Source organism: Streptomyces scabichelini (assembly GCF_011045015.1).
GTDB lineage: Bacteria > Actinomycetota > Actinomycetes > Streptomycetales > Streptomycetaceae > Streptomyces > Streptomyces scabichelini.
In genome coordinates this window covers 1-22,327 of the sequence record NZ_JAAKZY010000171.1, presented here as the reverse complement: position 1 = coordinate 22,327, position 22,327 = coordinate 1, and the positions used below count along the sequence as shown (strand labels likewise).

The following is a 22,327-nucleotide window of genomic DNA, read 5'->3' as shown; positions in this document are numbered from 1 at the left end:
GGGTCGATGGTCCGCAGCCCGCGCAGCGGCTCACCCTTCGGGTCCAGTGGGTCTTCCCGTACCGCGTTGAGGCCGAACTCCTCGATCGCCGGTTCCAGGGTCAGGTCGAGGATGAACTCCTCGACGAATTCCGGGGTTTGGAGCAGCGCATACGTCTTGCGGGCGTGCTCGCTCAGGTCTTGGTACAGGTCGCCGAGGAACCGGGTGTTCCACTCCGGGTCCCAGAAATCGTAACGGATCTCGCCAGCCGCCCCCCACCTGCGCCAGAACGCAAGCAGTTTCGTCGCCGCGTCGTAGCTGGGGGTGATGCTCCACAGCGGGTTGTGGTTCTCGTCGAAGAGGCCCGCAGCGGCGGCGTTCGTTCCGGCAAGGTGACGGAAAGAGGCGATCAGCCAGTCGCGGTCGTTGAGTTGGGGATTCTCGCGGAAGAAGTGGTCGTGGCGGGCCTCCGCCTCGGCGAGACGTTCGCCGGGGCCGGCGAGGAAGGGCTCCTCGATGAGCCGGTTGTCCTCGCAGAAGCGGACGAAGACACAGGCGAGGACCCAGGCCGCCGCGGCCTGCGTGACCCGCTCGTCGCGCCAGGCGGCGTAGGGGGCCGCGATCCGCTTGGCCTCCTTGGCCTGCCGGTACTCCTCTTCCAGGCGTTCGCGGAACTCGTCGACCGTCTCGCTGCGGGCACGCAGGTCGTCCTCCAGGTCGAGGACCTGCCGCTTGAGATCCTTGACCAGGGCCTCCTTGTCCAGCCCCGCCGCCGTACCCGCCGTCTCCACCGTCACGTCCGCTTCCTTCTTGTTCCTACTCACCGCACCGCGTCCTCTCCCGCCGCGCATCCCGCGGCCAGGCCCTTCAATCCTGCCAGCCTCGTTAACGAGGCTGGGGTTCCCGTGTGCGGAAAGGCCTCCCGCGCCCTCCGCTCCCGCCACTAAAGTGATCGTCGTGACGGCAGCGCCCAGTACCTCGCCCCCGCCCGACTTCGCCCGAGCGAGCGTGCACCACTACCGGTCGGCCGTCCTCGCGACGGGCGCGCGGTGGCAGATATCGGCGGACCACCTGGCCGGTCTGGCCGCGGAATGCGCCATCAAGGCCATCCTGATCAGTTTCCTCGGCTCCGAGCTCAAGCCGAACGGCATGCCGCACCACCCCGAGATGAAGTTCGCGAATCCTCAGCGGAGGCAGCGGAACTGGGACGGCCAGCACGGCCATCTTCCCGCCCTCTGGGAACAGCTCACCGCCGTGGCCCACCGCCGCAACGACACCGCCGCAGGTCTCCTGTTCTCCCAGCTCCTCTGGGAGAACCCGTTCGCGGACTGGGACGTGGGCGACCGGTACTGCGACGGCACCACGCTCACCAAGGAGCACGTCGACCGGCACCTCAAGGCGGCCCACGACCTCATCGCCGCCCACGAGCAGGCCCGCATCCTAGGAACCGGCACCCTCGTATGACCACTCCTCCCCCACCCTCCGCACGGTTCGACGCGGCCTGGAAGCAAGCGCTCGCCCACGCCGGACAGGCCGCCCAGCAGTTCGGCACGGACGTCGTCGTCACCCGTGACCTTCTGGGTCGCGCGTCACTCCTTGTCGACGACCGTGCCGCTCCGCTGGCTGCGGACGCCCCCGATGTGCTCTCGGTGTCAGCGGCGTTCGCGGCCGCGACGCACCCTTTCACCGGCCTTGAGCCCCTCGTCCTCGGCAGTCTGCTGTTCGCCCCCGACCTCTTCTTCGCCAGCGGCGACCGTACGGAGATCAGCGCTTCCCACGGGAGCGTCGGCAGCGTGCACGCCCTAGAACGCACAGTGATAGGGGCCGACTGGACCAGTGAACCCGTCCCTGCCGAGGCGCCGGCCGACGAAGACTGGGACCGCCGGGACCGACGCGTCGCCATGTACGGATTCAAGGGCGGTGTGGGCCGCTCTACGGCCACCGCGATGCTTGCCCGGTATCTGGCCGACCGCGGACGTTGTGTCCTCGTGGTGGACCTCGACCTGGAGTCCCCCGGGGTGTCGAACCTCCTGGAGAGCCCGAGCGGCATCCCTCGTCACGGCATCGTGGACCATCTGGTCGAAGCAGCAGTCGGGCACGGCGACGGGCTGGAACTGGTCGCCCGCGGCACCGCCCTACCGGTTCGTGGCGAAAGCAATGGCGAGGTGTGGTTCGCCCCTGCCGGAGGCACACCCCGCGCAGGTGAACGCAGCGACTACCTCGCCAAACTGAACCGCATCTACAGCGACCTTGCCCCACTCACTCCCGGCGATTCCCCGCGCCCCTTCGCCACCCGGCTTGAGCAAGCCATCAGCGCCTGTGAGAACCAGGTGGCGGAGCTCTCCCGGCGCCCGGATGTCGTCCTGCTCGACTGTCGGGCCGGCATGCACGACATCGCCGCTGTCACCCTGACCCACCTGAGCGGCCTGGCGCTGCTGTTCACCGTGGACAACCCCTCCACCTGGGAGGGGTACCGCATGCTGTTCGAACAGTGGAGGCAACGGCAGAACCACGTCAGCGACCTGGTGGAACGCCTCAGAGTCGTCGCTGCCATGTTCAACTCCGCCGGAGACATCAACCGACTCCTCGCCCTGCAGGAGCGTGCCTACAACCTCTTCGCGGACACCCTCTACGAGCCGGACAGCACGTACATCTCGGCACCGGACGCGGAAGACGCACCGCACTCCCCCATCCCGATCCTGTTCGGCAACGACCTGATCGGACTCGACCCGCTGCGCAGCAGCGCCTGGCCGGAGCTGCCGATGGTCGAGGCCGTCTACCAGACCTTCACGACTACGGTGGAGCGACTGCTGCCGTCACCGCACCCGGAGCCCTCATGACCCCCCTGACCGCCGACGAGTACCGCACCCTGATCGACAGGGCTCTGGAAGGCGCGGTCGACGCGAACACCACCGAACCGGACATGCGGCGGCTGTTCACCCCGTCGAGCCACCGGCTCGCTCTCGCTCCCGATGTCACAGTGGTGAAGGGTGCTCGCGGCACAGGCAAGACGTACTGGGCCAAGGCACTGACCGATCCCCGGCTGCGGGAGATCGCCGCGGCCTCGTACCTGATGCCCAGATTGCGCCGGGTCGAGATCGCCACCGGCTTCGCCGCGGACCGTAAGGCCGACGCCGCGTACCCGACCAAGCGAGTCATCGCCCGGCTGATGCGTGATGACGAGTTCGATGCGGTCGACTTCTGGTTCACGGTCGTTCTGATGGCGCTCCAAGTGCCCGAGATCGCAGCCATCGGTGACTGGTCCGGCAGGATGAGCTGGGTACGGGACAATCCCGAAGCACTCGACGACGCTCTGCAGGAAGCGGACAGCGCAGCCCACGACGACGGCATGACGCGGGTCCTGCTCTTCGACGCCCTGGACCACCTGCACAAGGACAGGACCCAGGCGGACAAGCTTGTGTCGGGTCTGCTCGAGGTGGCACTTGAACTGCGGCTCACCACCACCGCTCTGCGCGCGAAGATCTTCATTCGCCCGGACATGTACGACAGTGCGCCCAAAAAGTTCGCAGACGCCTCGAAACTCACCGCGAACACCGCCGAGCTCACCTGGCTCAGGGAGAACCTCTACGGACTCTTCTTCCACCAACTGGGCAACTACGACGGCCCCGGAGCAGCGGAGTTCCGGGCCGCGACTGGCAGCTGGCGCGACGAAGGCGAAGGCCGGTTCATCGCGCCGACGGACGTCATCGCTGACCAGACACGACAAGAAGCCGTATTCGTTGACATCGCCGGGCCATACATGGGTACAGACCGGCGCAAGGGCCTCACCTACACCTGGGTACCCAACCACCTCCAGGACGGCCAAGAGCAGGTCAGCCCCCGTACCTGGCTGTACAGCCTCCGGGAGGCTGCCGTCGTCTCCGCGGAGCGCTACGCCGGGCACGAGTACGCACTGCACTACGACGCCATCAGAGCGAGCCTGCACGGGGCGGCCCGTATCCGTGTGGAGGAACTTACGGAGGACATTGCCTGGGCGGTTGCTGCGGTCGAAAAACTCGAGGGGGGCGAGGTACCGATGGAGCCTTCCCTCGTCATCGCCTACTGGGATCAGGGCGGGCTCAGCGCAGCGCTGCAGGATCTGGCCAAGGACAACGCTCAGGACGGCCAGGAAGACGACGGCGGCAGCGGTCCACGCAAACCAGCTGACCTCTTCGCCGTCCTCGAGGAACTCATCGACATCGGCGTCCTGACCCGGCGACTCACCACCGGGGCCATCGACCTGCCCGATGTGTACCGGCTGTACTTCAACATCGGGCGCAGGGGCGGAGTTTCCCGCAAGAAGTCCTGACCCCGGCCGTCCGTTCACTTCGTGAAGGCGCTCAGTCCCCGAGCGCCTTCACGAACTCCGCATCCAGGTGCTCTTTCTCCCCATCGCCCGCAATCACCTCAACCGTCCGCCCATCCAGGCGCGGCTGCTGCGACCGTGTCTCGACCGGACACAGCAGCCACAGGCCGTACGGGACGGTCGCCGGTCGGCGTGCCGCACTCTGAAGACGGGTCAGGAAGCCATGGCCGCCCTCGTCCCAGTAGCGGGCGACGAGGCCGGCGTCGTAAAGGAAGAGAATCGTCCGGGGCTCGGCGGCCCGCTCCAGGAGGGCGTCCTCCATCCGCTGCCAGACGACGCGGGCGAAAGAGGCAAGGCCGGGCTTGATGCGGCCGGGGGCCGAACTGCTGTCGGCACGCAGGAACTTCTGCCAGTCCTGGCCCTTCTCGTCCGCCAGCTCCCGCAGCATACGCAGGAACATGCCCGCGACATCAACCGCGACGACACCCTCGGGTTCGAAGGTCGCCGCCACCCGCTCCGCCGTCCCGACGAGCACGTCGCGCTTCACCGTCAAGGCGAGGAAGCCGCCGCGCGCGGCCCGCTCGGTGAGGCTGGCACGCAATGCACCGTGCGGGTCTTCCCGGTCCGAGCGCGAGACCGGGCGGGGCGGAAGATAGCTGGTGTGGAAGCCGGTTGAGGTGCGGCCCGCGGGCGGTGCGGTTCTGCGCGGGAAAAACGTCAAGGTCGTGTGGTCGTACCGCAGATCGAAGCGTGCCGCTTCGAGCGCGTCCTCGAGCTCCACATGGGTTGGTTCGCGGCCGCCCGCGAGGAGGTCGAGGTCGGGGAACCGTGCCCGCAACCGTGCGACCAGACCGGGGACCATGATGCCCCGGTCGTGCCGGACACCGGCTCCCGCCTGGGAGATGCGAAGTGCCCGCTCCAGACTCAGATCCTGTGGGTACAGCTCCAGGCGCGGGGTGACCGCGGTCCGAGTGGCGACCGCGGCTGCCAGTGCCACGAGGCGGGTATCCGCGAGTGGGGCGAAGCCGTCGGGAACCGGTACCGCACGCAGATCACGCAGGACCTCGGTACGGCTGGGCAATGGGTCACGCCTGGCCAGCTGATGGGCGCAGGCCCCCAACAGAGCGCTGTAGTCGGCCAGTTCACGGGGGCTCGGATCCTCAGTTCCGGGAAGCGACTCGGCCGCGATGAGGATCGCTTCACCACGCCGGTGCACCGCGAGCCGGGGCTCATGCAGTACCGCGTTCTCGGTCCCCGCGCTGTCTCCCCCTCCCAGCACATCCGCGGTCTCGGCCTCGACTGCGGCCCGGACCACAGCGAGCGATCTGGCCAGGATCCGCTCACCGGTGTCGCTGTCCGCTCCGTGGCGGGCACGCAGTTCGGCGGCAGCCTCCACAGCGGTCATGACGCGCCCGGCGGCAGTGACGATGTCGACCAGCTCAGCCCGTACCGGTGCGAGCCAGGCCGCCTCGGCCCACTGTTTGATCTCCATCCGATGGTGCCGCGAGACCGGCGGCTGCTTGATACCCAGGTGCTCGGCAATGCGTGCCTGCACCGGCCAGGCGCCCAGCGGAGACAGCCCGCCCTCCTCGGGCGGAAGCCCGAGCGTGAGCCGGACCACGCCCTCGTGGTGCGAACCCTTGCGTCCCGGCTCGGGGGTGAGCAGGGCTGCCATCTCGTCTATCGACAGGATCCGTTCCGGAGCCGAGCCGTCCGCCGTGACGACATCCGCCACCGCGCGATCGACGGACGCGGTCCGCGCAGACCTTCCGTCGGAGGCCGGAACGAGCGCTGCCGCCCATTGCTTGCGCCGCCGGTTCAGTTCCTTGCGGACTAGCGCACCTGCGCCGCGCGCCCGGGAGATAACGTACGGCTGAAGGTTCAGCAGATCACCGACCCGGTAGGCGTGCAGGTCGTTCGCGACAGACACCGCCCGGGGAGACAGACCGGCGGCCTCCAGGAGTGTCGTGGTGTCGGCGGCTGCCGCTGCCCTGTCCCGGTCGCTCTCCGGGTCCTCGGAAGTGGTGCCGACCGTGGTCGGAGTGGTGGTGGGGCCGGTCGAGTCCGCGGTGCGGAACACCTGCCGCCACTCGTCCCGCATCTGCGTGAGGGTCTCGAAGCGGTGCTCGGTGTCGCGGTGCAGGGCTCTACGGAAGAAGCGTGCGAGCCCCTCACTCAATGCCGGTTCGAAGAGTTCGACCGCAATGCGGAGGGCTGCCGATTCGTTGGTGAGCGGGTCGTTCTGCCCGTCGCCCCACACCGGTCGCTCACCACTGGCCATCTCGTGAAGGGTGACGGCCGCCGCGTACCGCTCAGCGTGATCGTCGTAGTGGGCGCGGCGCATCGACCCGAGGAACGGGTCGAGATAGTTACGGGTACCGGCCTTGATGTCCCGGTCAGAGGCATCGGTGAGTGAGAAGTCGAAGAGCTTCAGCTGCCAGGTACGGTCCTTGCGGCGCTGGACACCGAAATTGTCCGGCTTGATGTCACGGTGGCGCACCCCATGACCGGCGAGCTGGTCAAGGGCGTGGAACAGATCGTCCGAAAAGCGTTCCAGCTCGTGGTACGTGAGACGGCCCTGGCCTCTGAGCCGCTCACCGAGCGACTGCTCGCCGGCGTACTCCAGCTCCAGAACCGTGCGCCCGCCGATCTCCCGCAGGCCCTCTCCCCGTAGCTGGACGATCGCTCCACCACCGACCGTGCCGAGCACGCGCTCCTCGGCCCGCAGCCTGCCCGCCCGCTCCTCGTCGAGCGCCACCTTGAAGACGTGCTCGTCGATCTGGACGTGCCCGTCCTCGTCCTCGGTCGCGCGCTCCACGAGCAGCGCACGGGCAGTGGCCCCGGTGCCGAGAACCCGCCGGACCGACCATTCGGCATCGAGTGACTGACCGGGCAGCGCCTCCAACGGGTCGACACCTGTCGAGGCCGGGGAATCCGGCAGCACGCTGGCGCGTTCGGCCTCGTCGAGGAGATCGAGGAATTCCTCCACCGAGCCGAGGCGATCATTGACATCGGTCCGGGTCGCCTGAAAAACCAGATCGTCCAGGGCATCGGGCAGCCCATCCGCCACCGCGAAGAGACGTAGTCCCGAGTCCGTGCGCAGACGGTCACTCAGCGCACTGCGCTGCGCAGCCGGCGGCAACCCGGTCAGGATCAGATGTGCCACCGCTCCGAGACCGAAGACGTCCAGGTCGCCGGGGTCGGCGTAGGGCTGATCCGTCTCCGGGGCGAGGTAGACGCGGGCCGCGTCCTCAATGAGTGCCGCGTCGAGGGCGGAACCACCGATGGAGCGGAAGAAGGTGGCGTTGGAGTCGAAATCCCGGGCCGCGGTCTGCCAGTCCGTGATCCGCAGTTCGGGATGGGACCCGCCCTCTTTGAAGGAGACGTACACCGATCGTGCCGCCAGAGCCCGGTGGTACAGCGAACGGTTGTGTGCGTAGCGGACGGCCTCTGCGAGCTGTCGGACCAGGTCGAGGCGCGTCTCGGGAGTCAGCTTCCCACCGTAGACATCGAGGTACTGATCGAGTCGCAGATCCGTGTGGCGATGGCGGAAGAGAATCGCCGGCCCGCCCTGATGCTCACGGAATTCGACTGCGTCGACGATCCCACGATGGTTGATGCCCTGGAGCACTTGGTACTCACGGCGCGCGGCACGTTCGGTGGCCCTACGGGCCGCTTCGGTCGCCATCTGGCTGACCAGATAGATACGGACCCGGCCCTCCTCTTGGACCATCCCGTCATCGCGAGACGCGAGCCGGTCCTCCCAGGACGGGCCGGCGTCCAGCGGATGGGGCTCCATCTTCCATGCCTCGCCGAACCGCAGATGGGCGACGGACTGGCGAATGCCAATGGCCTTCAGCAACTGCGGGAGGGTATGGCGGGAGAACTCCGGAGTGATGCGCCGCTCGGGGCGGTCCGGTGGCAGTCCCAGGAAATCCTGCCATATACGCTTCAGACCGCTCGCGCCGTCGTCACGGCCGTAGATCTTGATCTGCTGGACCTCGTCCAGGTGGCTTTCCAGATCCGGGGCAGAGAGGAACACCGCAGGCTCGATACGAGGCACGACGCGGTCGCTGATACCCAGCTTGCGTGCTGCCCACTGAAGCTGACTCTTCAGCTCCTTGGACTTCAAGTCGTTGAAGTGCAGAGGGTTGGTGATGGTCCGCGTGCGGTCCTGGCCACGGAAGTTCCAGGTGGAACCGGTGTTACGGAGTTCGCCAGGATGGCTCTTGATCTCGACGAGAAAGAGCCCTGCCGGAACCGCGATCAGCAGATCGCATTCGTTGACGCGTCCGGACTGCGCAGTGAAGGAGAAGGTAGCCCAGGCCCGATAAGGCTCGGCGTGCGGCATGAGCTGCCGTACGTGATCCAGTGCCTCCTGCTCCCACGGGTACGGGGAAACCCTCTCCTGCGACCACTGCCGGGGCGGCCTCACGGGGCCAGGCTTCGGCACCCCGGACGCCGGGGTTCCTCCCACTGCGGTCACTGTCCCCGTCCTCCCGCGTCGCCCACGCCAGCAGGGCCGCATCATGCCTGGTCGAGCCTACCGTGCCCGCCACAAGAGGGAGGCGGCGTTCAGCGGCGTTCTCCGATCCGAGAGCAGTCTTGATCGAACGCCTCTCACCGGTCAGCCACCCGAGTCGTTTGAGGGGCCTGCGGTCACAGACACCAGCCGTCGTGAACGGCAGCCTCGCCATTTGCCCCAGAAAACGGGGCAGAGTTCGGCGCGCGCCAGCAGTAGCTGTGAACCCATACGCGCAGTCGGTCCGCTCCAAGGGAGCCACGCCCGGGACGGTCGCGAAACAAGGTGACAGAGCGTCAGATTTCTCAGCACCATCCCAGCACGGGAACGAGCGAAGGGCTCAACTCCGAAGAGTCGAGCCCTCCTGAACTGCGTAATCATCAAAGCCGACGTGGTGGAAATGCGCCTAAACGTTGAAGCGGAACTCCACCACGTCCCCGTCCCGCATCACATAGTCCTTGCCCTCCATGCGGGCCTTGCCCTTGGCGCGGGCTTCGGCCACCGAGCCCGTTTCGACGAGGTCGGTGAAGGAGATGACCTCGGCCTTGATGAAGCCCTTTTGGAAGTCGGTGTGGATGACGCCGGCCGCCTCGGGGGCGGTGGCGCCCTTCTTGATGGTCCAGGCGCGTGATTCCTTGGGGCCGGCCGTGAGGTAGGTCTGGAGGCCCAGGGTGTCGAAGCCGACGCGGGCGAGGGTGGCGAGGCCGGGCTCTTCCACGCCGACGGACTGGAGGAGTTCAAGGGACTCCTCCTCGTCGAGCTCGGCGAGGTCCGCCTCCAGCTTGGCGTTGAGGAAGATCGCCTCGGCGGGGGCGACGAGGGCACGCTGCTCGGCCTTGAAGGCCTCGTCGGTCAGCTCGTCCTCGTCGACGTTGAAGACGTACAGGAACGGCTTGGTGGTGAGCAGGTGCAGGTCGTGGAGAAGGGCCTCGCGGTCCGAGTCCTGCTTGATGCCCGCGGCGAACAGGGTCTGGCCCGCGTCCAGGATCTCCTTCGCCGCCTCGACCGCGGCCACCTTCGGCCCGACGTCCTTCTTGACCCGCGACTCCTTCTGGAGGCGCGGCAGGACCTTCTCGATGGTCTGCAGGTCCGCGAGGATCAGCTCGGTGTTGATCGTCTCGATGTCGTCCTTCGGCGAGATCTTGCCGTCGACGTGCACGACGTTCTCGTCCTTGAAGGCACGGATGACCTGGCAGATCGCGTCGGACTCACGGATGTTCGCCAGGAACTTGTTGCCCAGGCCCTCGCCCTCGCTCGCGCCGCGCACGATGCCCGCGATGTCCACGAAGTCGACGGTGGCGGGGAGGATCTTCTGCGAACCGAAGATCTCGGCCAGCTTCGTCAGCCGGGTGTCGGGGACGCCGACCACGCCCACGTTCGGCTCGATCGTGGCGAACGGGTAGTTGGCCGCCAGCACGTCGTTCTTGGTCAGGGCGTTGAACAGGGTCGACTTGCCGACATTCGGCAGACCGACGATTCCGATCGTGAGCGACACGTTGCGACTTCCCGTACGTGAGGTTGGAGGACTGGAGCAGGCGGACCCGGGTCCTTCAGTGTGCGGAGGGGCCCGGGTTCTGCTGTGCGATGCGCGGGCCGATCCACCAGTCCGCGGACCGATCCACCAGTCTACGGCGTGCGGGCCCCCGGACCGGCGACGTATCGAACGCTTGGCCAAGGTGGATCAAAGGGCGTGTCCCAGGGACCATTCCACACATAAACCGACCTAAGTTGGACCGGTGGAGCAATACAGGACGCGTCCCCCTCAGCCCCAGTCCCGGCCGCGACGCGGCACACCCGTTCCCCCGCAGGCCGCGCGCGGCGGAGCCCGTACACCCCAGCTGGGCCGACCCGGCGTTCCCCGGAGCCCGCTGCCCGTGTCACCGCTGGTGCGGGCGGTCCGCAGAATGCCCGACCCGCGGCTCACCGGGCTCGGCAGCGGCCTGTTCTGCGCCGCGTCGATGTTCGCGCTCGCCTGTCTCGACCGGCTGCTGTTCGGGGCGTCCCTCGTCGTCTACGGGGTGCTGTTCCTGCCGGTCTGCGCGCTCACCGCGGTCTGGGTGCGCCGGGCCGACCTCGTCACCGCGCCCGTCATCGTGCCCATCGCGTTCGCCTTCGGTCTGCTGCCCGTCGCCGACAGCGACGGAGGCTTCTTGGACCGGCTGATGGGTCTGGTCACCGCCCTCGCGATGCACGCGGGCTGGCTGTACGGCGGCACGCTCATCGCCGGCCTCATCGTGACCTTCCGCAAGGTACGCCTCATGAGCCGGCGTGCGGCCCAGCGCCGGGCGGCGGTCCAGACCCCGAGGGCTCCCGCCCAGCAGCGGCCCCCGGCGCAGGCTCAGCCGAGACGCCGCACGGCCTGAGGCCCAGCCGCCGCTACCCTGCCTTCGCCGCCCGCATCGCCGCCCCCACGATCCCCGCGTTGTTCTGCAGCTGCGCCGGAACGATCTCCGCCTTGATGCCCTCGATCAGCGGCAGGAACTTGTGGGACTTGCGGCTGACCCCGCCGCCGATGATGAAGAGCTCGGGCGAGAAGAGCATCTCCACGTGCGCGAGGTACTTCTGGACCCGCCGGGCCCAGTGCTCCCAGGTCAGCTCGTGGTCGTCCTTGGCCTTGGTGGAGGCGTGCTTCTCGGCGTCGTGGCCGTGCAGTTCGAGGTGGCCCAGCTCCGTGTTCGACACGAGGACGCCGTCCGTGAAGAGGGCGCTGCCGATGCCCGTACCGAAGGTGAGGACGATGACCGTGCCCCGGCGGTCACGCCCCGCGCCGAACTGCATCTCGGCCACGCCCGCCGCGTCCGCGTCGTTCAGGATCGTCACCGGGAGCCCGCCGAGCCGCTCGCCGAGCAGGGCGCGCGCGTCGACGTCTATCCAGGCCTTGTCCACATTGGCGGCCGTACGGATGGTGGCGCCGCCGGTGACCACACCCGGGAACGTGACCCCGACCGGGCCCGTCCAGCCGAAGTGGCCGACGACCTCTTTCACGCCGTCGGCCACCGCGTCGGGTGTCGAGGGGTGCGGGGTGAGCACTTTGTAGCGCTCCTCCGCCAGGTCGCCCCGGTCCAGGTCCACGGGAGCGCCCTTGATCCCTGATCCACCGATGTCCACGCCGAAGATCTGCATGGGACCACGTTACGTCGTACGTCCGACAGTCACTTTTCGGCGGTGTACGGCCCTCGGGACCTTCACTTTCGGGCGCGTACGACCACCGCATCCGTCACTTCTCGGTCGTGCGCTCCGCCACCAGTTCCGCCGCCTCCGCGCGCAGGTCGCGGCGCAGTTCCTTGGGCAGCGAGAAGGTGATGGACTCCTCGGCGGCCTTGACGATCTCGACGTCCTCGAAGCCGCGGGTGGAGAGGAACTCCAGGACCTGCTCGACGAGCACCTCCGGCACGGACGCTCCCGACGTGACACCGACCGTGCTGACGCCCTCCAGCCAGGCCTCGTCGATCTCGTCCGCGAAGTCCACGAGGTACGCCTCGCGCGCGCCCGCGAGCTTGGCGACCTCCACGAGCCGCTTGGAGTTGGAGGAGTTGCGCGAGCCGACCACGATGACCAGCTCCGACTCGGCGCCCATCTGCTTCACGGCGAGCTGACGGTTCTGCGTGGCGTAGCAGATGTCGTCGCTGGGCGGGGCGATGAGCTGCGGGAACTTCTCCTTGAGGGCGTCGACCGTCTCCATGGTCTCGTCCACGGAGAGGGTGGTCTGGGAGAGCCAGACGACCTTGGACGGGTCGCGGACCTCGACGTTGGCGACGTCCTCGGGGCCGTCGACGAGCGTGATGTGGTCGGGCGCCTCACCGGACGTACCGATGACCTCCTCGTGGCCCTCGTGCCCGATCAGGAGGATGTCGAAGTCGTCCTGGGCGAACCGGACGGCTTCCTTGTGGACCTTGGTGACCAGCGGGCAGGTCGCGTCGATGGTGGCGAGCTTGCCCTGGGCGGCCTCGTCGTGGACGACGGGTGCGACGCCGTGCGCCGAGAACATGACGATCGACCCTTCGGGGACCTCCGCCGTCTGCTCGACGAAAATCGCACCCTTCTTTTCCAGGGTCTGCACGACGTACTTGTTGTGGACGATCTCGTGGCGGACATAGATCGGGGCCCCGTACTGCTCGAGGGCCTTCTCGACGGCGATCACGGCGCGGTCCACTCCGGCACAGTAGCCACGGGGAGCGGCGAGCAGGACACGGCGGCCAGTCGAAGCAGTCATGCACACCATCGTACGGCCGCATCGGGACGGCCAGGAGGGCGGCTGTGGACGCGGGCGGCGGCGTTGTCGGTACTGACCGTTACTCTCGGGCGCATGGCTGTGAACACGTCCGCGGACGCCCCGCTGCCCGTCGGTGAGGTGTCTCGGCTCATCGGGAGGTGGATCGACCGGCTCGGCGCCGTGTGGGTCGAGGGGCAGATCACCCAGTTGTCGCGGCGGCCAGGCGCGGGCGTCGTCTTCATGACGCTGCGCGATCCGTCGTACGACATCTCCGTGAGCGTCACCTGCTACCGGCAGGTGTTCGACGCGGTGGCCGACGTGGTGAGCGAGGGCGCGCGCGTGGTCGTCCACGCGAAACCGGAGTGGTACGCGCCCAGAGGCCAGCTCTCCCTCCGGGCCGCCGAGATAAAGCCGGTGGGAGTGGGTGAACTGCTCGCCCGTCTTGAGCAGTTGAAGAAGGCGCTGGCGAGCGAGGGCCTGTTCGCGCCCGAGCGCAAGAAGGCGCTGCCCTTCCTGCCGCAGCTCATCGGGCTGGTCTGCGGCCGCGCCTCGGCCGCCGAGCGGGATGTACTCGAGAACGCCAGGCACCGTTGGCCCGCCGTCCGCTTCGAGGTGCGCAACGTCGCCGTGCAGGGAGTGCACGCGGTACCCCAGGTCATCCAGGCCGTGAAGGAGCTGGACGCGCTCGACGACGTGGACGTGATCATCGTGGCGCGCGGCGGCGGCAGCGTGGAGGACCTGCTGCCGTTCTCGGACGAGCAGCTCGTACGGGCGGTCGCGTCCTGCCGTACGCCGGTGGTCTCGGCGATCGGGCACGAGCCGGACAACCCGCTGCTCGACTACGCGGCCGACCTGCGCGCGTCCACGCCGACGGACGCGGCCAAGAAGGTCGTGCCGGACGTGGGTGAGGAGTACGAGCGGGTCCAGTTCCTGCGGGACCGGGCGCGCCGCAGCGTCCTGTCCTTCATCGAGCGCGAGGAGCGCGGGCTCGCACACGCGCTGGCCCGGCCCTCGATAGAGGATCCGCACCGCATGGTCGCGGAGCGCGAGGCACAGGTCGCCTCCCTGCTCGACCGCGCCCGGCGCTGCCTCGGGCACCTCCTCGACCGTGCCGATTCGGAGCTGACGCACACGCACGCGCGCGTGGTGGGCCTCTCCCCCGCCGCGACCCTCCGGCGCGGCTATGCGGTGCTCCAGAAGGCCGACGGCCATGTGGTCCGCGCCCCGGACGAGGTGACGGCCGACGAGCCGCTGCGGGCGCGGGTCGCCGAGGGTGAGTTCACGGTTCGAGTGGATGCGGTGGATGCATAGGGTGGGCGCATGACCAGCAAAGCGGACGAGGCGCTCGGGTACGAGCAGGCGCGGGACGAGCTGATCGAGGTCGTACGCCGCCTGGAGGCGGGCGGCACGACCCTCGAGGAGTCCCTCGCCCTCTGGGAGCGCGGCGAGGAACTGGCGAAGGTGTGCCGCCGCTGGTTGGACGGGGCGCGGGCCCGCCTGGACGCCGCGCTCGCCGAAGAGGAGGCGAAGAGCGAGGACGGCGGGGGCGACGACGACTCCGAGTGATCGTCGTCGGCGAGTGACCCCCGGCGAGTGATCCCCGGCCGCCGAAGCCCTTGGCGGCGACGACGGCAGCGGCAGAGTCAGCAGCTTCGCCACCTCCATGTCCCGTACAGCGACCTGTGAAGCGGATCACCATCGGCCGCTTTTGGTTGAAGCTTGAACCTTCTCCGCCGTAGTGTCGCCATCACCAGCCGATCCGCCCCCGGATCGACCGCACGCACGTCTCGAGAAGGTTCATCCATGTCCCTCGTTCTTGACCCCGCCGCCCAGGACCTGCTCTTCCGCGAGGCCCGCACCGCCAACACGTTCACCGACGAGCCGGTGACCGATGAGCAGGTGCAGGCGATCTACGACCTGGTCAAGTACGGCCCGACCGCCTTCAACCAGTCCCCGCTGCGCATCACCCTGGTCCGCTCCGCCGAGGCCCGTGAGCGCCTGGTGAAGCACATGGCCGAGGGCAACCAGCCGAAGACGGCCACCGCCCCGCTCGTCGCGATCCTCGCCGCGGACAACGAGTTCCACGAGGAGCTCCCGCACCTCTTCCCGCACTTCCCGCAGGCCAAGGACGTCTTCTTCGCCGAGCGTCCGGCCCGTGAGGGTGCCGCCTCCCTCAACGCCGCGCTGCAGGCCGCGTACTTCATCATCGGCGTCCGCGCCGCCGGCCTGGCCGCCGGTCCGATGACGGGCCTCGACTTCGCCGGCGTCCAGAAGGAGTTCCTGGACGACGACCACACCCCGCTGATGGTGATCAACATCGGCAAGCCGGGCGACGACGCGTGGTTCCCGCGCTCCCCGCGCCTGGCGGCCGACGAGGTCATCACGACGGTCTGAGCCTCACAGGTCATACGTGCGAGGAGGGCCCCCGGCAGTGCGCCGGGGGCCCTCCTCGCACGTACACGAAGTACCGCTCAGGACATTTTCAACGCCTCGGCCATCTTCGTCAGCTGCCCGAACGACGCCGACCCCGTCACCACCGTCGTGGAGCCCTTCTCCCGCAGGACGAGGGCGTCGTACTTCGGGCCCTCGTACCGCGTCCAGGTCCGCTCGCCGATGCGCTGGGTGACGTCCGTCTCCTGGGCGCCCTGGCCGGCCTCGTCGATGAACGTCGAGGGCTTCTGAGCGGACTGCTCGATCGCCACGTACTCACCGTCGGGGTCATGGAAGCCGAGATGCCAGGCGTCGAAGTTGTCGCCCTCGAACCGCACCGACGTCGCCTTCCACTCCTTGGACAGGCCCTCGGGTGCCGCCACCGGATAGGTGGCCGCACGGCGTGCCGTGAGGAGTTCGACGCGGTAGTCCACCCGCTTGACAGAGGGTTCGGAGTCGTCATGGGGAATGAAGAGGTAAATGACTCCCGCGACGATTCCGATCAGGCCCAGGGAGAGCACCATGTCCCGGACCGACTGTTTGCCTTTCGTACCTGCCACGCCCCCATCGTCGCAGGTGTACTGGTCTGCTCATCCGTGGGGCCCCCTGCTCATTTTGTCGGACTGAGGATAGAGTCAGCCACACCCTCATCCGGCCGTCGTCGTATCAGAAAGGTGCGCTCCGATGACCGAGCATCACTTGCCTTCCGAACTCGAGGTCCCGTCCGAGGCCCCCGACCGAAACCTCGCCCTGGAACTCGTCCGGGTCACCGAAGCCGCCGCGATGGCCGCGGGCCGCTGGGTCGGCCGCGGTGACAAGAACGGCGCCGACGGTGCCGCCGTGCGCGCCATGCGGACCCTCGTCTCCACCGTCTCGATGAACGGCGTCGTCGTCATCGGGGAAGGCGAGAAGGACGAGGCCCCGATGCTCTTCAACGGGGAGCGCGTCGGCGACGGGACCGGCCCCGAGTGCGATATCGCCGTCGACCCGATCGACGGCACCACGCTGACCGCGAAGGGCATGACGAACGCGATCGCCGTGCTGGCCGCCGCCGACCGCGGCACCATGTTCGACCCGTCCGCCGTCTTCTACATGGACAAGCTGGTCACCGGGCCCGAGGCTGCCGACTTCGTCGACATCAACGCCCCGGTGTCCGTCAACATCCGCCGGGTCGCCAAGGCCAAGCGGTCCACGCCCGAGGACGTCACCGTCGTCATCCTCGACCGGCCGCGCCACGACGGCATCATCAAGGAGATCCGGGAGACCGGCGCGCGCATCAAGCTGATCACCGACGGCGATGTCGCGGGGTCGATCCTGGCGCTGCGCGAGGGCACCGGCATCGATCTGCTGCTGGGCATCGGCGGTACGCCGGAGGGCATCATCTCGGCCTGTGCCGTGAAGTGCCTGGGCGGCACCATCCAGGGCAAGCTGTGGCCCAAGGACGACGAGGAGCGCCAGCGGGCCGTGGACGCGGGCCACGACCTCGACCGCGTCCTGTTCACCGACGACCTCGTCTCCGGCGAGAACGTCTTCTTCGTCGCGACCGGCATCACGGACGGCGAGTTGCTGCGGGGCGTGCGCTACCGCGCCGAGACCGCGACGACCGACTCGATCGTCATGCGCTCCAAGTCCGGGACGGTCCGCCAGATCAACTCCGAGCACCGGCTGAGCAAACTGCGCGCCTACAGCACCATCGACTTCGACAAGGCGAAATAGAAACCGAGCGAAGTAGAGGCGTACGTACGCGAACGGGGCGCCCCTTGTGCGGAGGGGCGCCCCATTCGCATGTCAGCTATCCGGCGGCGGCTATCTGCCCCGCCGCGGAGCGTGCCGCCTTCTTGAGTTCGAGGTCGCGGCGGCGGCGCCGGGCGAGGACCACGCGGCGTTCGGCGGCGGTGAGGCCGCCCCATACGCCGTACGGCTCGGGTTGCAGCAGCGCGTGTTCACGGCACTCGACCATCACCGGGCAACGTGCGCAGACCCGCTTCGCCGCATCCTCGCGGGACAGCCGGGCCGCGGTGGGTTCTTTTGAGGGTGCGAAGAACAACCCGGCCTCGTCGCGGCGGCACACGGCCTCCGTGTGCCAAGGGGCGTCCTGGTCCCTCTCACGCACCGGAACCCCCTGGGGCGGAACGGCAGCGACCTGCAGGGACTGATGCGGCGGATGCAGCACGGTCTACTCCTGACGACGGCTTCGCGAGCGAGCGACGATGCGACAAGGCCTACCCGCTGTGCGCGCGCCTATGCACTGAGTTCCGAGGCACGGGAGTTCTTCGCAGGTCCGGCCGGGTACGAGCGGACGAATTCGCTCCGCTTGCCGGGAAATTCGCGACCGTCAACGTCCCAGGTGTTTGCGCAACCGGTCGTGCACCTGGTCGCCGATCCGGTCCAGGAGATCCTCGATCAGCTTGCCGCGCTTGGGTTTTGCGTCGATGCTTCCCAATATCGCCAGTCCGTCCACATAGACCACGGGTGCGTCCTTCTGGTCCGAATCCAGCGTGCGCACCTCGAAATTGCCGAGCACACCGCCGCCGTTGCCCCGCAGCGAGACGTTCTCCGGGACGCGGATGTCCACGCTGCCGAAGACCGAGATCGCCTTGATGACGACCTGCCGGTGCTCGAAGACCGCCTCGCTGAGGTCTATCTCGACGCTTCCGAAGATCGCGTACGCATGCGTGCGGCGGCCTATTCGCCAGCGGCCCCTGCGGGTCGCGGAGCTGAAGACCGCCACCACGTTCTCGTCGGCGACCGGGGGCACCGCGCCCGGAGTGGGGTGGTTCGGCGCCGGGTCGTACGCCCGCGTCGCGCCCCTCCGGTGCTCGCCCGGAAGGTCACGGACGAGCGGCTCGAGTTCGCCGACGGTCTTGGCACGGAAGACCTCCTCGACCCGCTCGGCGTGCTCCTCCGCGGTGAGGCGACCCTCGGCGAGAGCTTCGCGCAGGATGTCGGCGGTGCGGTCGCGGTCGGCGTCGGAGCAGCGCAACTCGGTCGGTGCCGGGGGCTGCCGGTCGGGCGTCTCCCCGTCGACGGCGGGGGCGGCGGGGCGCTTCTGAAGGTCCACGGCAGCAGCGTACCCAAACGCGATAGATCGCGACTACCCCTTGATGCGAGCTGCGGAAAACCGCCGGGGTCCGTCCGGCACTCCAACTGAGCTTTACCTCACAAGCCCCGCCGGTCGACCAGGTCCTACGCTGGTGGGCGCTGCCACGGAGGCCAGCCGCGCTGTCTGTCGAGTGAGGAATGGGCCGAGATGCCTGAGTTCGCGTATACCGATCTGCTCCCTCAAGGGGAGGACACCACCCCGTACCGGCTGGTGACCTCGGAAGGCGTCTCCACCTTCGAGGCCGACGGGCGCACCTTCCTCAAGGTCGAGCCGGAGGCGCTGCGCAAGCTCGCCGAAGAGGCGATCCACGACATCCAGCACTACCTGCGCCCGGCCCACCTCGCGCAGCTTCGCCGCATCATCGACGACCCGGAGGCGTCGTCGAACGACAAGTTCGTGGCGCTCGACCTCCTCAAGAACGCCAACATCGCCGCCGCGGGCGTGCTGCCCATGTGCCAGGACACCGGTACGGCGATCGTGATGGGCAAGCGCGGGCAGAACGTCCTCACGGAGGGCGGGGACGAGGCGGCGCTGAGCCGGGGCATCTACGACGCGTACCTGAACCTCAACCTGCGGTACTCGCAGATGGCCCCGCTCACCATGTGGGACGAGAAGAACACCGGCTCCAACCTCCCCGCCCAGATCGAGCTGTACGCGACCGACGGCGGCGCCTACAAGTTCCTGTTCATGGCGAAGGGCGGCGGCAGCGCCAACAAGTCGTTCCTCTACCAGGAGACGAAGGCCGTCCTCAACGAGGCTTCGATGATGAAGTTCCTCGAGGAGAAGATCCGTTCGCTGGGTACGGCCGCCTGTCCGCCGTACCACCTCGCCATCGTCGTCGGCGGTACGTCCGCCGAGTACGCCCTGAAGACCGCGAAGTACGCCTCCGCGCACTACCTGGACGAGATCCCGGCCGAGGGTTCCGAGCTGGGCCACGGCTTCCGGGACAAGGACCTGGAGCAGAAGGTCTTCGAGCTGACGCAGCGGATCGGGATCGGCGCGCAGTTCGGCGGCAAGTACTTCTGCCACGACGTACGTGTGGTCCGCCTCCCCCGGCATGGCGCGTCCTGCCCGGTGGCGATCGCCGTCTCCTGCTCGGCCGACCGCCAGGCGACAGCGAAGATCACCGCGGAGGGCGTCTTCCTGGAGCAGCTGGAGACGGACCCGGCTCGCTTCCTCCCGGAGACGACGGACGAGCACCTCGACGAGTCGTCCGACGTCGTCAGGATCGACCTGAACCAGCCGATGGACGACATCCTCGCCGAGCTGACGAAGTACCCCGTCAAGACCCGGCTGTCCCTGTCAGGACCGCTGGTCGTGGCCCGCGACATCGCGCACGCCAAGATCAAGGAGCGCCTCGACGCGGGCGAAGAGATGCCGCAGTACCTGAAGGACCACCCGGTGTACTACGCCGGTCCGGCCAAGACTCCGGAGGGTTACGCGTCCGGGTCGTTCGGCCCGACGACTGCCGGGCGGATGGACTCCTACGTGGAGCAGTTCCAGGCGGCGGGCGGCTCCAAGGTGATGCTGGCGAAGGGCAACCGCTCGCAGCAGGTCACCAACGCGTGTGACGCCCACGGCGGTTTCTACCTCGGCTCCATCGGCGGTCCGGCTGCCCGCCTCGCCCAGGACTGCATCAAGAAGGTCGAGGTCGTCGAGTACGAGGAACTCGGCATGGAGGCCGTCTGGAAGATCGAGGTCGAGGACTTCCCGGCGTTCATCGTGGTCGACGACAAGGGGAACGACTTCTTCAAGGACCCGGCGCCGGCTCCGACGTTCACGTCGATTCCGGTGCGGGGCCCTGGTCTGGGCTGACCCCTGCCCAGGACGCGCCGGTCGCGGGGCCCCGGACACGCCAGGGCCCCGTCCCCGTCCCGTGTTCAGCGGCTGATGTGGAACTCCAGGCGGTCATAGTCCCCGTCGGGGGTCGAGCGGATGGAGCCGCGCGCGTCCCTGAAGTCGCCGGTTCCTCCGGTGATGGCGATGTCGAACGCGGCCGGCGTCTCGTCCGACGGATCGAACGCCATCAGCGTCTGGGCGGTGAGCTGTCCGCCGGGCTCCCTGGACAGTACGTAGGTGCCTACGCAGTGAAGGTCGCCCGGGTTCCCGGTGCGCACGACGGTGCAGGTCACTCCGCCCCGGCCGACCCTGTCGCCGCCCTTGGTACGACTGAGGTCCTCGGCGAAGGCGAAGCTGTCCCCGATACCGGGTGCCTGGCCCTCGCCTTCGTCGCCTTCGTCGCCCGGGACTTCCCTGGCGTAGAGGGTGAAATCGAGGTCTTCGGTCTGGGTGGTGGTGGCGGAGGCCGGGACGCCGAAGGCGACAGCCGCGGTCACACTGGCGCCGAGGGCGCCGATCCTCCTGAAGCTGCGGGACATGTGCTGCCTCCTGTGGGGTGGTGGATCTCCCCCCTCGGCCCACTTGTCATTGTCCGGCGATCACCGCGGATCCGCTCCGCGGGTGGCGCGGGGTGGCCTCAGGCCGTTTGTGCCTGCGGGCCCGCTGTGGCTGATCGCGCAGTTCCCCGCGCCCCTGACGGGGCTCGGCTGACGGGGGCGCCTGTGACGGGGCGCGGGTGACCGGGCGCCGGTGACCGGGCGCGGGTGACCGGGCGTGGCCCTGTGGTCCCGCATTCGTCAGGTTCGCTCCGGATCGGTGTCCTCCGTGCGTTGGCCCGGCGCCGATTCCGTCGGCTTGGCCGGCGGCCCGTCCGGCGACCGGCGGGGGCCGGGAAGTGAGGCGCCGCGCTTGGCTGTCGTGGGCTTTCGCCGTTCGCCCGGCGGGTGACGGTGCCGGAAGGCCAGCCATGCCCGGAACGCCGCCGAGGCCGCCGTCGCCGTGGCGGCGATCAGCACCGGGACCGCGTCGGCGGCGAGCACGATGACGAGTACCACGGCCAGAATGGACAGTAAGGCCAGAAGATTCGCGGTGAGTTCCATCAGATGGAAACGCAGGATGTCGCGTTCGCGGTCGTCATGAGGACCTCGACCGAGTCCAGTCATGGGCAGGGCCTTTCGGACGGTACGGGATACGCAAAAACAGTCGGGGAAGCGAACGGGCGTACGGCACGCAGCGGCTCGACGCGTAACCGGTGCGGCAATCAAGAACTATCACGCGGCACGCGTGCGAATCCGACCTCAACTCCGCTCTCCGGTTTCTTCGCGAAAACTGGCGAACAGGTACGGCCAGTGGATCTTGGTCCGGCTGCCAGACTGGTCGGGCAAGAGAAGAAGGGAGGGTCCCCCCGCCCTCCGAGCCCCAAGATCGTTGCGGGTGGAGGGGGTTGGGGTGCACGTACGTTGCCCAAGCACCGCAAGCCCACCACCCCCGAGGCCGAGATCGCCGCGCAATTCGGCGCCGAACTCAAGGAGTTCTGCAGATCCCAGGAAGTTCCCGTCAAAAGGCTCGCGGAACTCACCACGTACAGCCAGCAGTACATCTACAAGATCTTGGGCACCGAATTACCTCGCCGGGATTTGATGGAGGACATCGTCACGGCGGTCTGCGATCTCCACAATTACCGGCCGGAGAGCAAGCAGGAAACGCTCGACCGCTGGCGGGTGAAATGGGACACGACTTATGCCCGGCTGAAGGAGGCCAGGGCTTCGTTCGAGTCGAGACTGACGGTTCTCAACGACGGCCACGAAAGCCTCCAGTCACAACTCGACGACCTGCGGCAGCGCATCGAACGCCTGGAGAGCGAGCCCCGGCAGCCGTTCGAGCCCCGGCAGGAGCGAACCCTCGACCTGGGACGCCACCGCGCGCCCGCCCGGC

19 protein-coding genes and 1 pseudogene are annotated in these 22,327 nt (G+C 68.3%); 10 read left to right on the top strand and 10 right to left on the bottom strand.

Translation table 11 applies throughout. The features are described 5' to 3' along the window. Positions 1-803: pseudogene (locus tag G5C60_RS37385) on the bottom strand (BREX-2 system adenine-specific DNA-methyltransferase PglX); the annotation flags it as partial. 133 nt (positions 804-936) lie between these two features. Between G5C60_RS37385 and G5C60_RS37380 the strand changes: the two are divergent. The 3 genes from G5C60_RS37380 to G5C60_RS37370 are packed head-to-tail and all read left to right on the top strand — an operon-like array spanning position 937 to position 4,288. Then, on the top strand, positions 937-1,443 hold the full coding sequence (locus G5C60_RS37380; protein WP_165266249.1) for a hypothetical protein: 507 nt from the start codon (positions 937-939) through the stop codon (positions 1,441-1,443). Beyond that, complete coding sequence (locus tag G5C60_RS37375; RefSeq protein ID WP_165266246.1) at positions 1,440-2,819, top strand: ParA family protein; 1,380 nt, start codon at positions 1,440-1,442, stop codon at positions 2,817-2,819. Before G5C60_RS37380 ends, G5C60_RS37375 begins: the two co-directional genes overlap by 4 nt. Further along, complete coding sequence (locus tag G5C60_RS37370) at positions 2,816-4,288, top strand: hypothetical protein (RefSeq protein ID WP_165266244.1); 1,473 nt, start codon at positions 2,816-2,818, stop codon at positions 4,286-4,288. Before G5C60_RS37375 ends, G5C60_RS37370 begins: the two co-directional genes overlap by 4 nt. A 31-nt stretch (positions 4,289-4,319) precedes the next feature. On the opposite strand, the gene pglW is transcribed toward G5C60_RS37370, so the two are convergent. Next, entirely contained in the window at positions 4,320-8,720 is a 4,401-nt protein-coding gene (gene pglW, locus G5C60_RS37365) for a BREX system serine/threonine kinase PglW (RefSeq protein ID WP_338146041.1), read from the bottom strand. Positions 8,721-9,213: 493 nt separating this feature from the next. Continuing rightward, a complete protein-coding gene (ychF, locus tag G5C60_RS37360) occupies positions 9,214-10,302 on the bottom strand; it encodes a redox-regulated ATPase YchF (protein WP_165266242.1) in 1,089 nt (362 codons plus the stop codon). A gap of 379 nt (positions 10,303-10,681) precedes the next feature. Between ychF and G5C60_RS37355 the strand changes: the two genes are divergently transcribed. Continuing rightward, entirely contained in the window at positions 10,682-11,170 is a 489-nt protein-coding gene (locus tag G5C60_RS37355) for a DUF6542 domain-containing protein (protein ID WP_338146040.1), read from the top strand. 13 nt (positions 11,171-11,183) lie between these two features. Here the strand turns inward: G5C60_RS37355 and ppgK are convergent, their stop codons facing one another. Further along, positions 11,184-11,930: a polyphosphate--glucose phosphotransferase gene (gene ppgK / locus G5C60_RS37350; protein WP_165266240.1), complete on the bottom strand. Its 747-nt coding sequence runs from the start codon at positions 11,928-11,930 to the stop codon at positions 11,184-11,186. A 94-nt stretch (positions 11,931-12,024) separates the two neighbouring features. Beyond that, positions 12,025-13,029 carry a 4-hydroxy-3-methylbut-2-enyl diphosphate reductase gene (locus G5C60_RS37345; RefSeq protein ID WP_165266238.1) on the bottom strand — a complete coding sequence of 335 codons (1,005 nt, stop codon included), beginning with the start codon at positions 13,027-13,029 and terminating at the stop codon, positions 12,025-12,027. A gap of 84 nt (positions 13,030-13,113) precedes the next feature. On the opposite strand from G5C60_RS37345, the gene xseA reads away from it, so the two are divergent. The 3 genes from xseA (at position 13,114) to G5C60_RS37330 (ending at position 15,414) form a co-directional block, all read left to right on the top strand. Continuing rightward, positions 13,114-14,331 (top strand): exodeoxyribonuclease VII large subunit, encoded by a 1,218-nt coding sequence (gene xseA, locus G5C60_RS37340; RefSeq protein WP_165266236.1) that lies wholly within the window; start codon positions 13,114-13,116, stop codon positions 14,329-14,331. 9 nt (positions 14,332-14,340) lie between these two features. After that, a complete protein-coding gene (locus G5C60_RS37335; protein ID WP_165266234.1) occupies positions 14,341-14,586 on the top strand; it encodes an exodeoxyribonuclease VII small subunit in 246 nt (81 codons plus the stop codon). 237 nt (positions 14,587-14,823) lie between these two features. Next, entirely contained in the window at positions 14,824-15,414 is a 591-nt protein-coding gene (locus tag G5C60_RS37330; RefSeq protein ID WP_165266232.1) for a malonic semialdehyde reductase, read from the top strand. 77 nt (positions 15,415-15,491) lie between these two features. Here G5C60_RS37330 and G5C60_RS37325 read toward each other — a convergent pair whose 3' ends face one another. After that, a complete protein-coding gene (locus tag G5C60_RS37325) occupies positions 15,492-16,010 on the bottom strand; it encodes a DUF4245 family protein (protein WP_165266230.1) in 519 nt (172 codons plus the stop codon). A 124-nt stretch (positions 16,011-16,134) separates the two neighbouring features. Here G5C60_RS37325 and glpX point away from each other — a divergent pair, with 124 nt between their 5' ends. Continuing rightward, positions 16,135-17,166, top strand: a complete 1,032-nt coding sequence (gene glpX, locus G5C60_RS37320; RefSeq protein WP_165266228.1) for a class II fructose-bisphosphatase — start codon at positions 16,135-16,137, stop codon at positions 17,164-17,166. A gap of 76 nt (positions 17,167-17,242) precedes the next feature. Here the strand turns inward: glpX and G5C60_RS37315 are convergent, their stop codons facing one another. Both G5C60_RS37315 and G5C60_RS37310 read right to left on the bottom strand, forming a co-directional pair. After that, positions 17,243-17,623, bottom strand: coding sequence for a WhiB family transcriptional regulator (locus G5C60_RS37315; RefSeq protein ID WP_165266226.1), 381 nt, complete (start codon positions 17,621-17,623; stop codon positions 17,243-17,245). Positions 17,624-17,785: 162 nt separating this feature from the next. Then, a complete protein-coding gene (locus G5C60_RS37310) occupies positions 17,786-18,511 on the bottom strand; it encodes a DUF1707 domain-containing protein (RefSeq protein WP_165266224.1) in 726 nt (241 codons plus the stop codon). Positions 18,512-18,700: 189 nt separating this feature from the next. Between G5C60_RS37310 and G5C60_RS37305 the strand changes: the two genes are divergently transcribed. After that, positions 18,701-20,368, top strand: a complete 1,668-nt coding sequence (locus G5C60_RS37305) for a fumarate hydratase (protein WP_165266222.1) — start codon at positions 18,701-18,703, stop codon at positions 20,366-20,368. A gap of 65 nt (positions 20,369-20,433) precedes the next feature. On the opposite strand, the gene G5C60_RS37300 is transcribed toward G5C60_RS37305, so the two are convergent. Continuing rightward, positions 20,434-20,931 (bottom strand): hypothetical protein, encoded by a 498-nt coding sequence (locus G5C60_RS37300; protein WP_165266220.1) that lies wholly within the window; start codon positions 20,929-20,931, stop codon positions 20,434-20,436. Positions 20,932-21,189: 258 nt separating this feature from the next. Then, on the bottom strand, positions 21,190-21,555 hold the full coding sequence (locus G5C60_RS37295; protein ID WP_165266217.1) for a hypothetical protein: 366 nt from the start codon (positions 21,553-21,555) through the stop codon (positions 21,190-21,192). Between the two features lie 297 nt (positions 21,556-21,852). Between G5C60_RS37295 and G5C60_RS37290 the strand changes: the two genes are divergently transcribed. Next, positions 21,853-22,327: hypothetical protein (locus G5C60_RS37290; RefSeq protein WP_165266214.1), on the top strand; the 475-nt coding region annotated here is incomplete at its 3' end.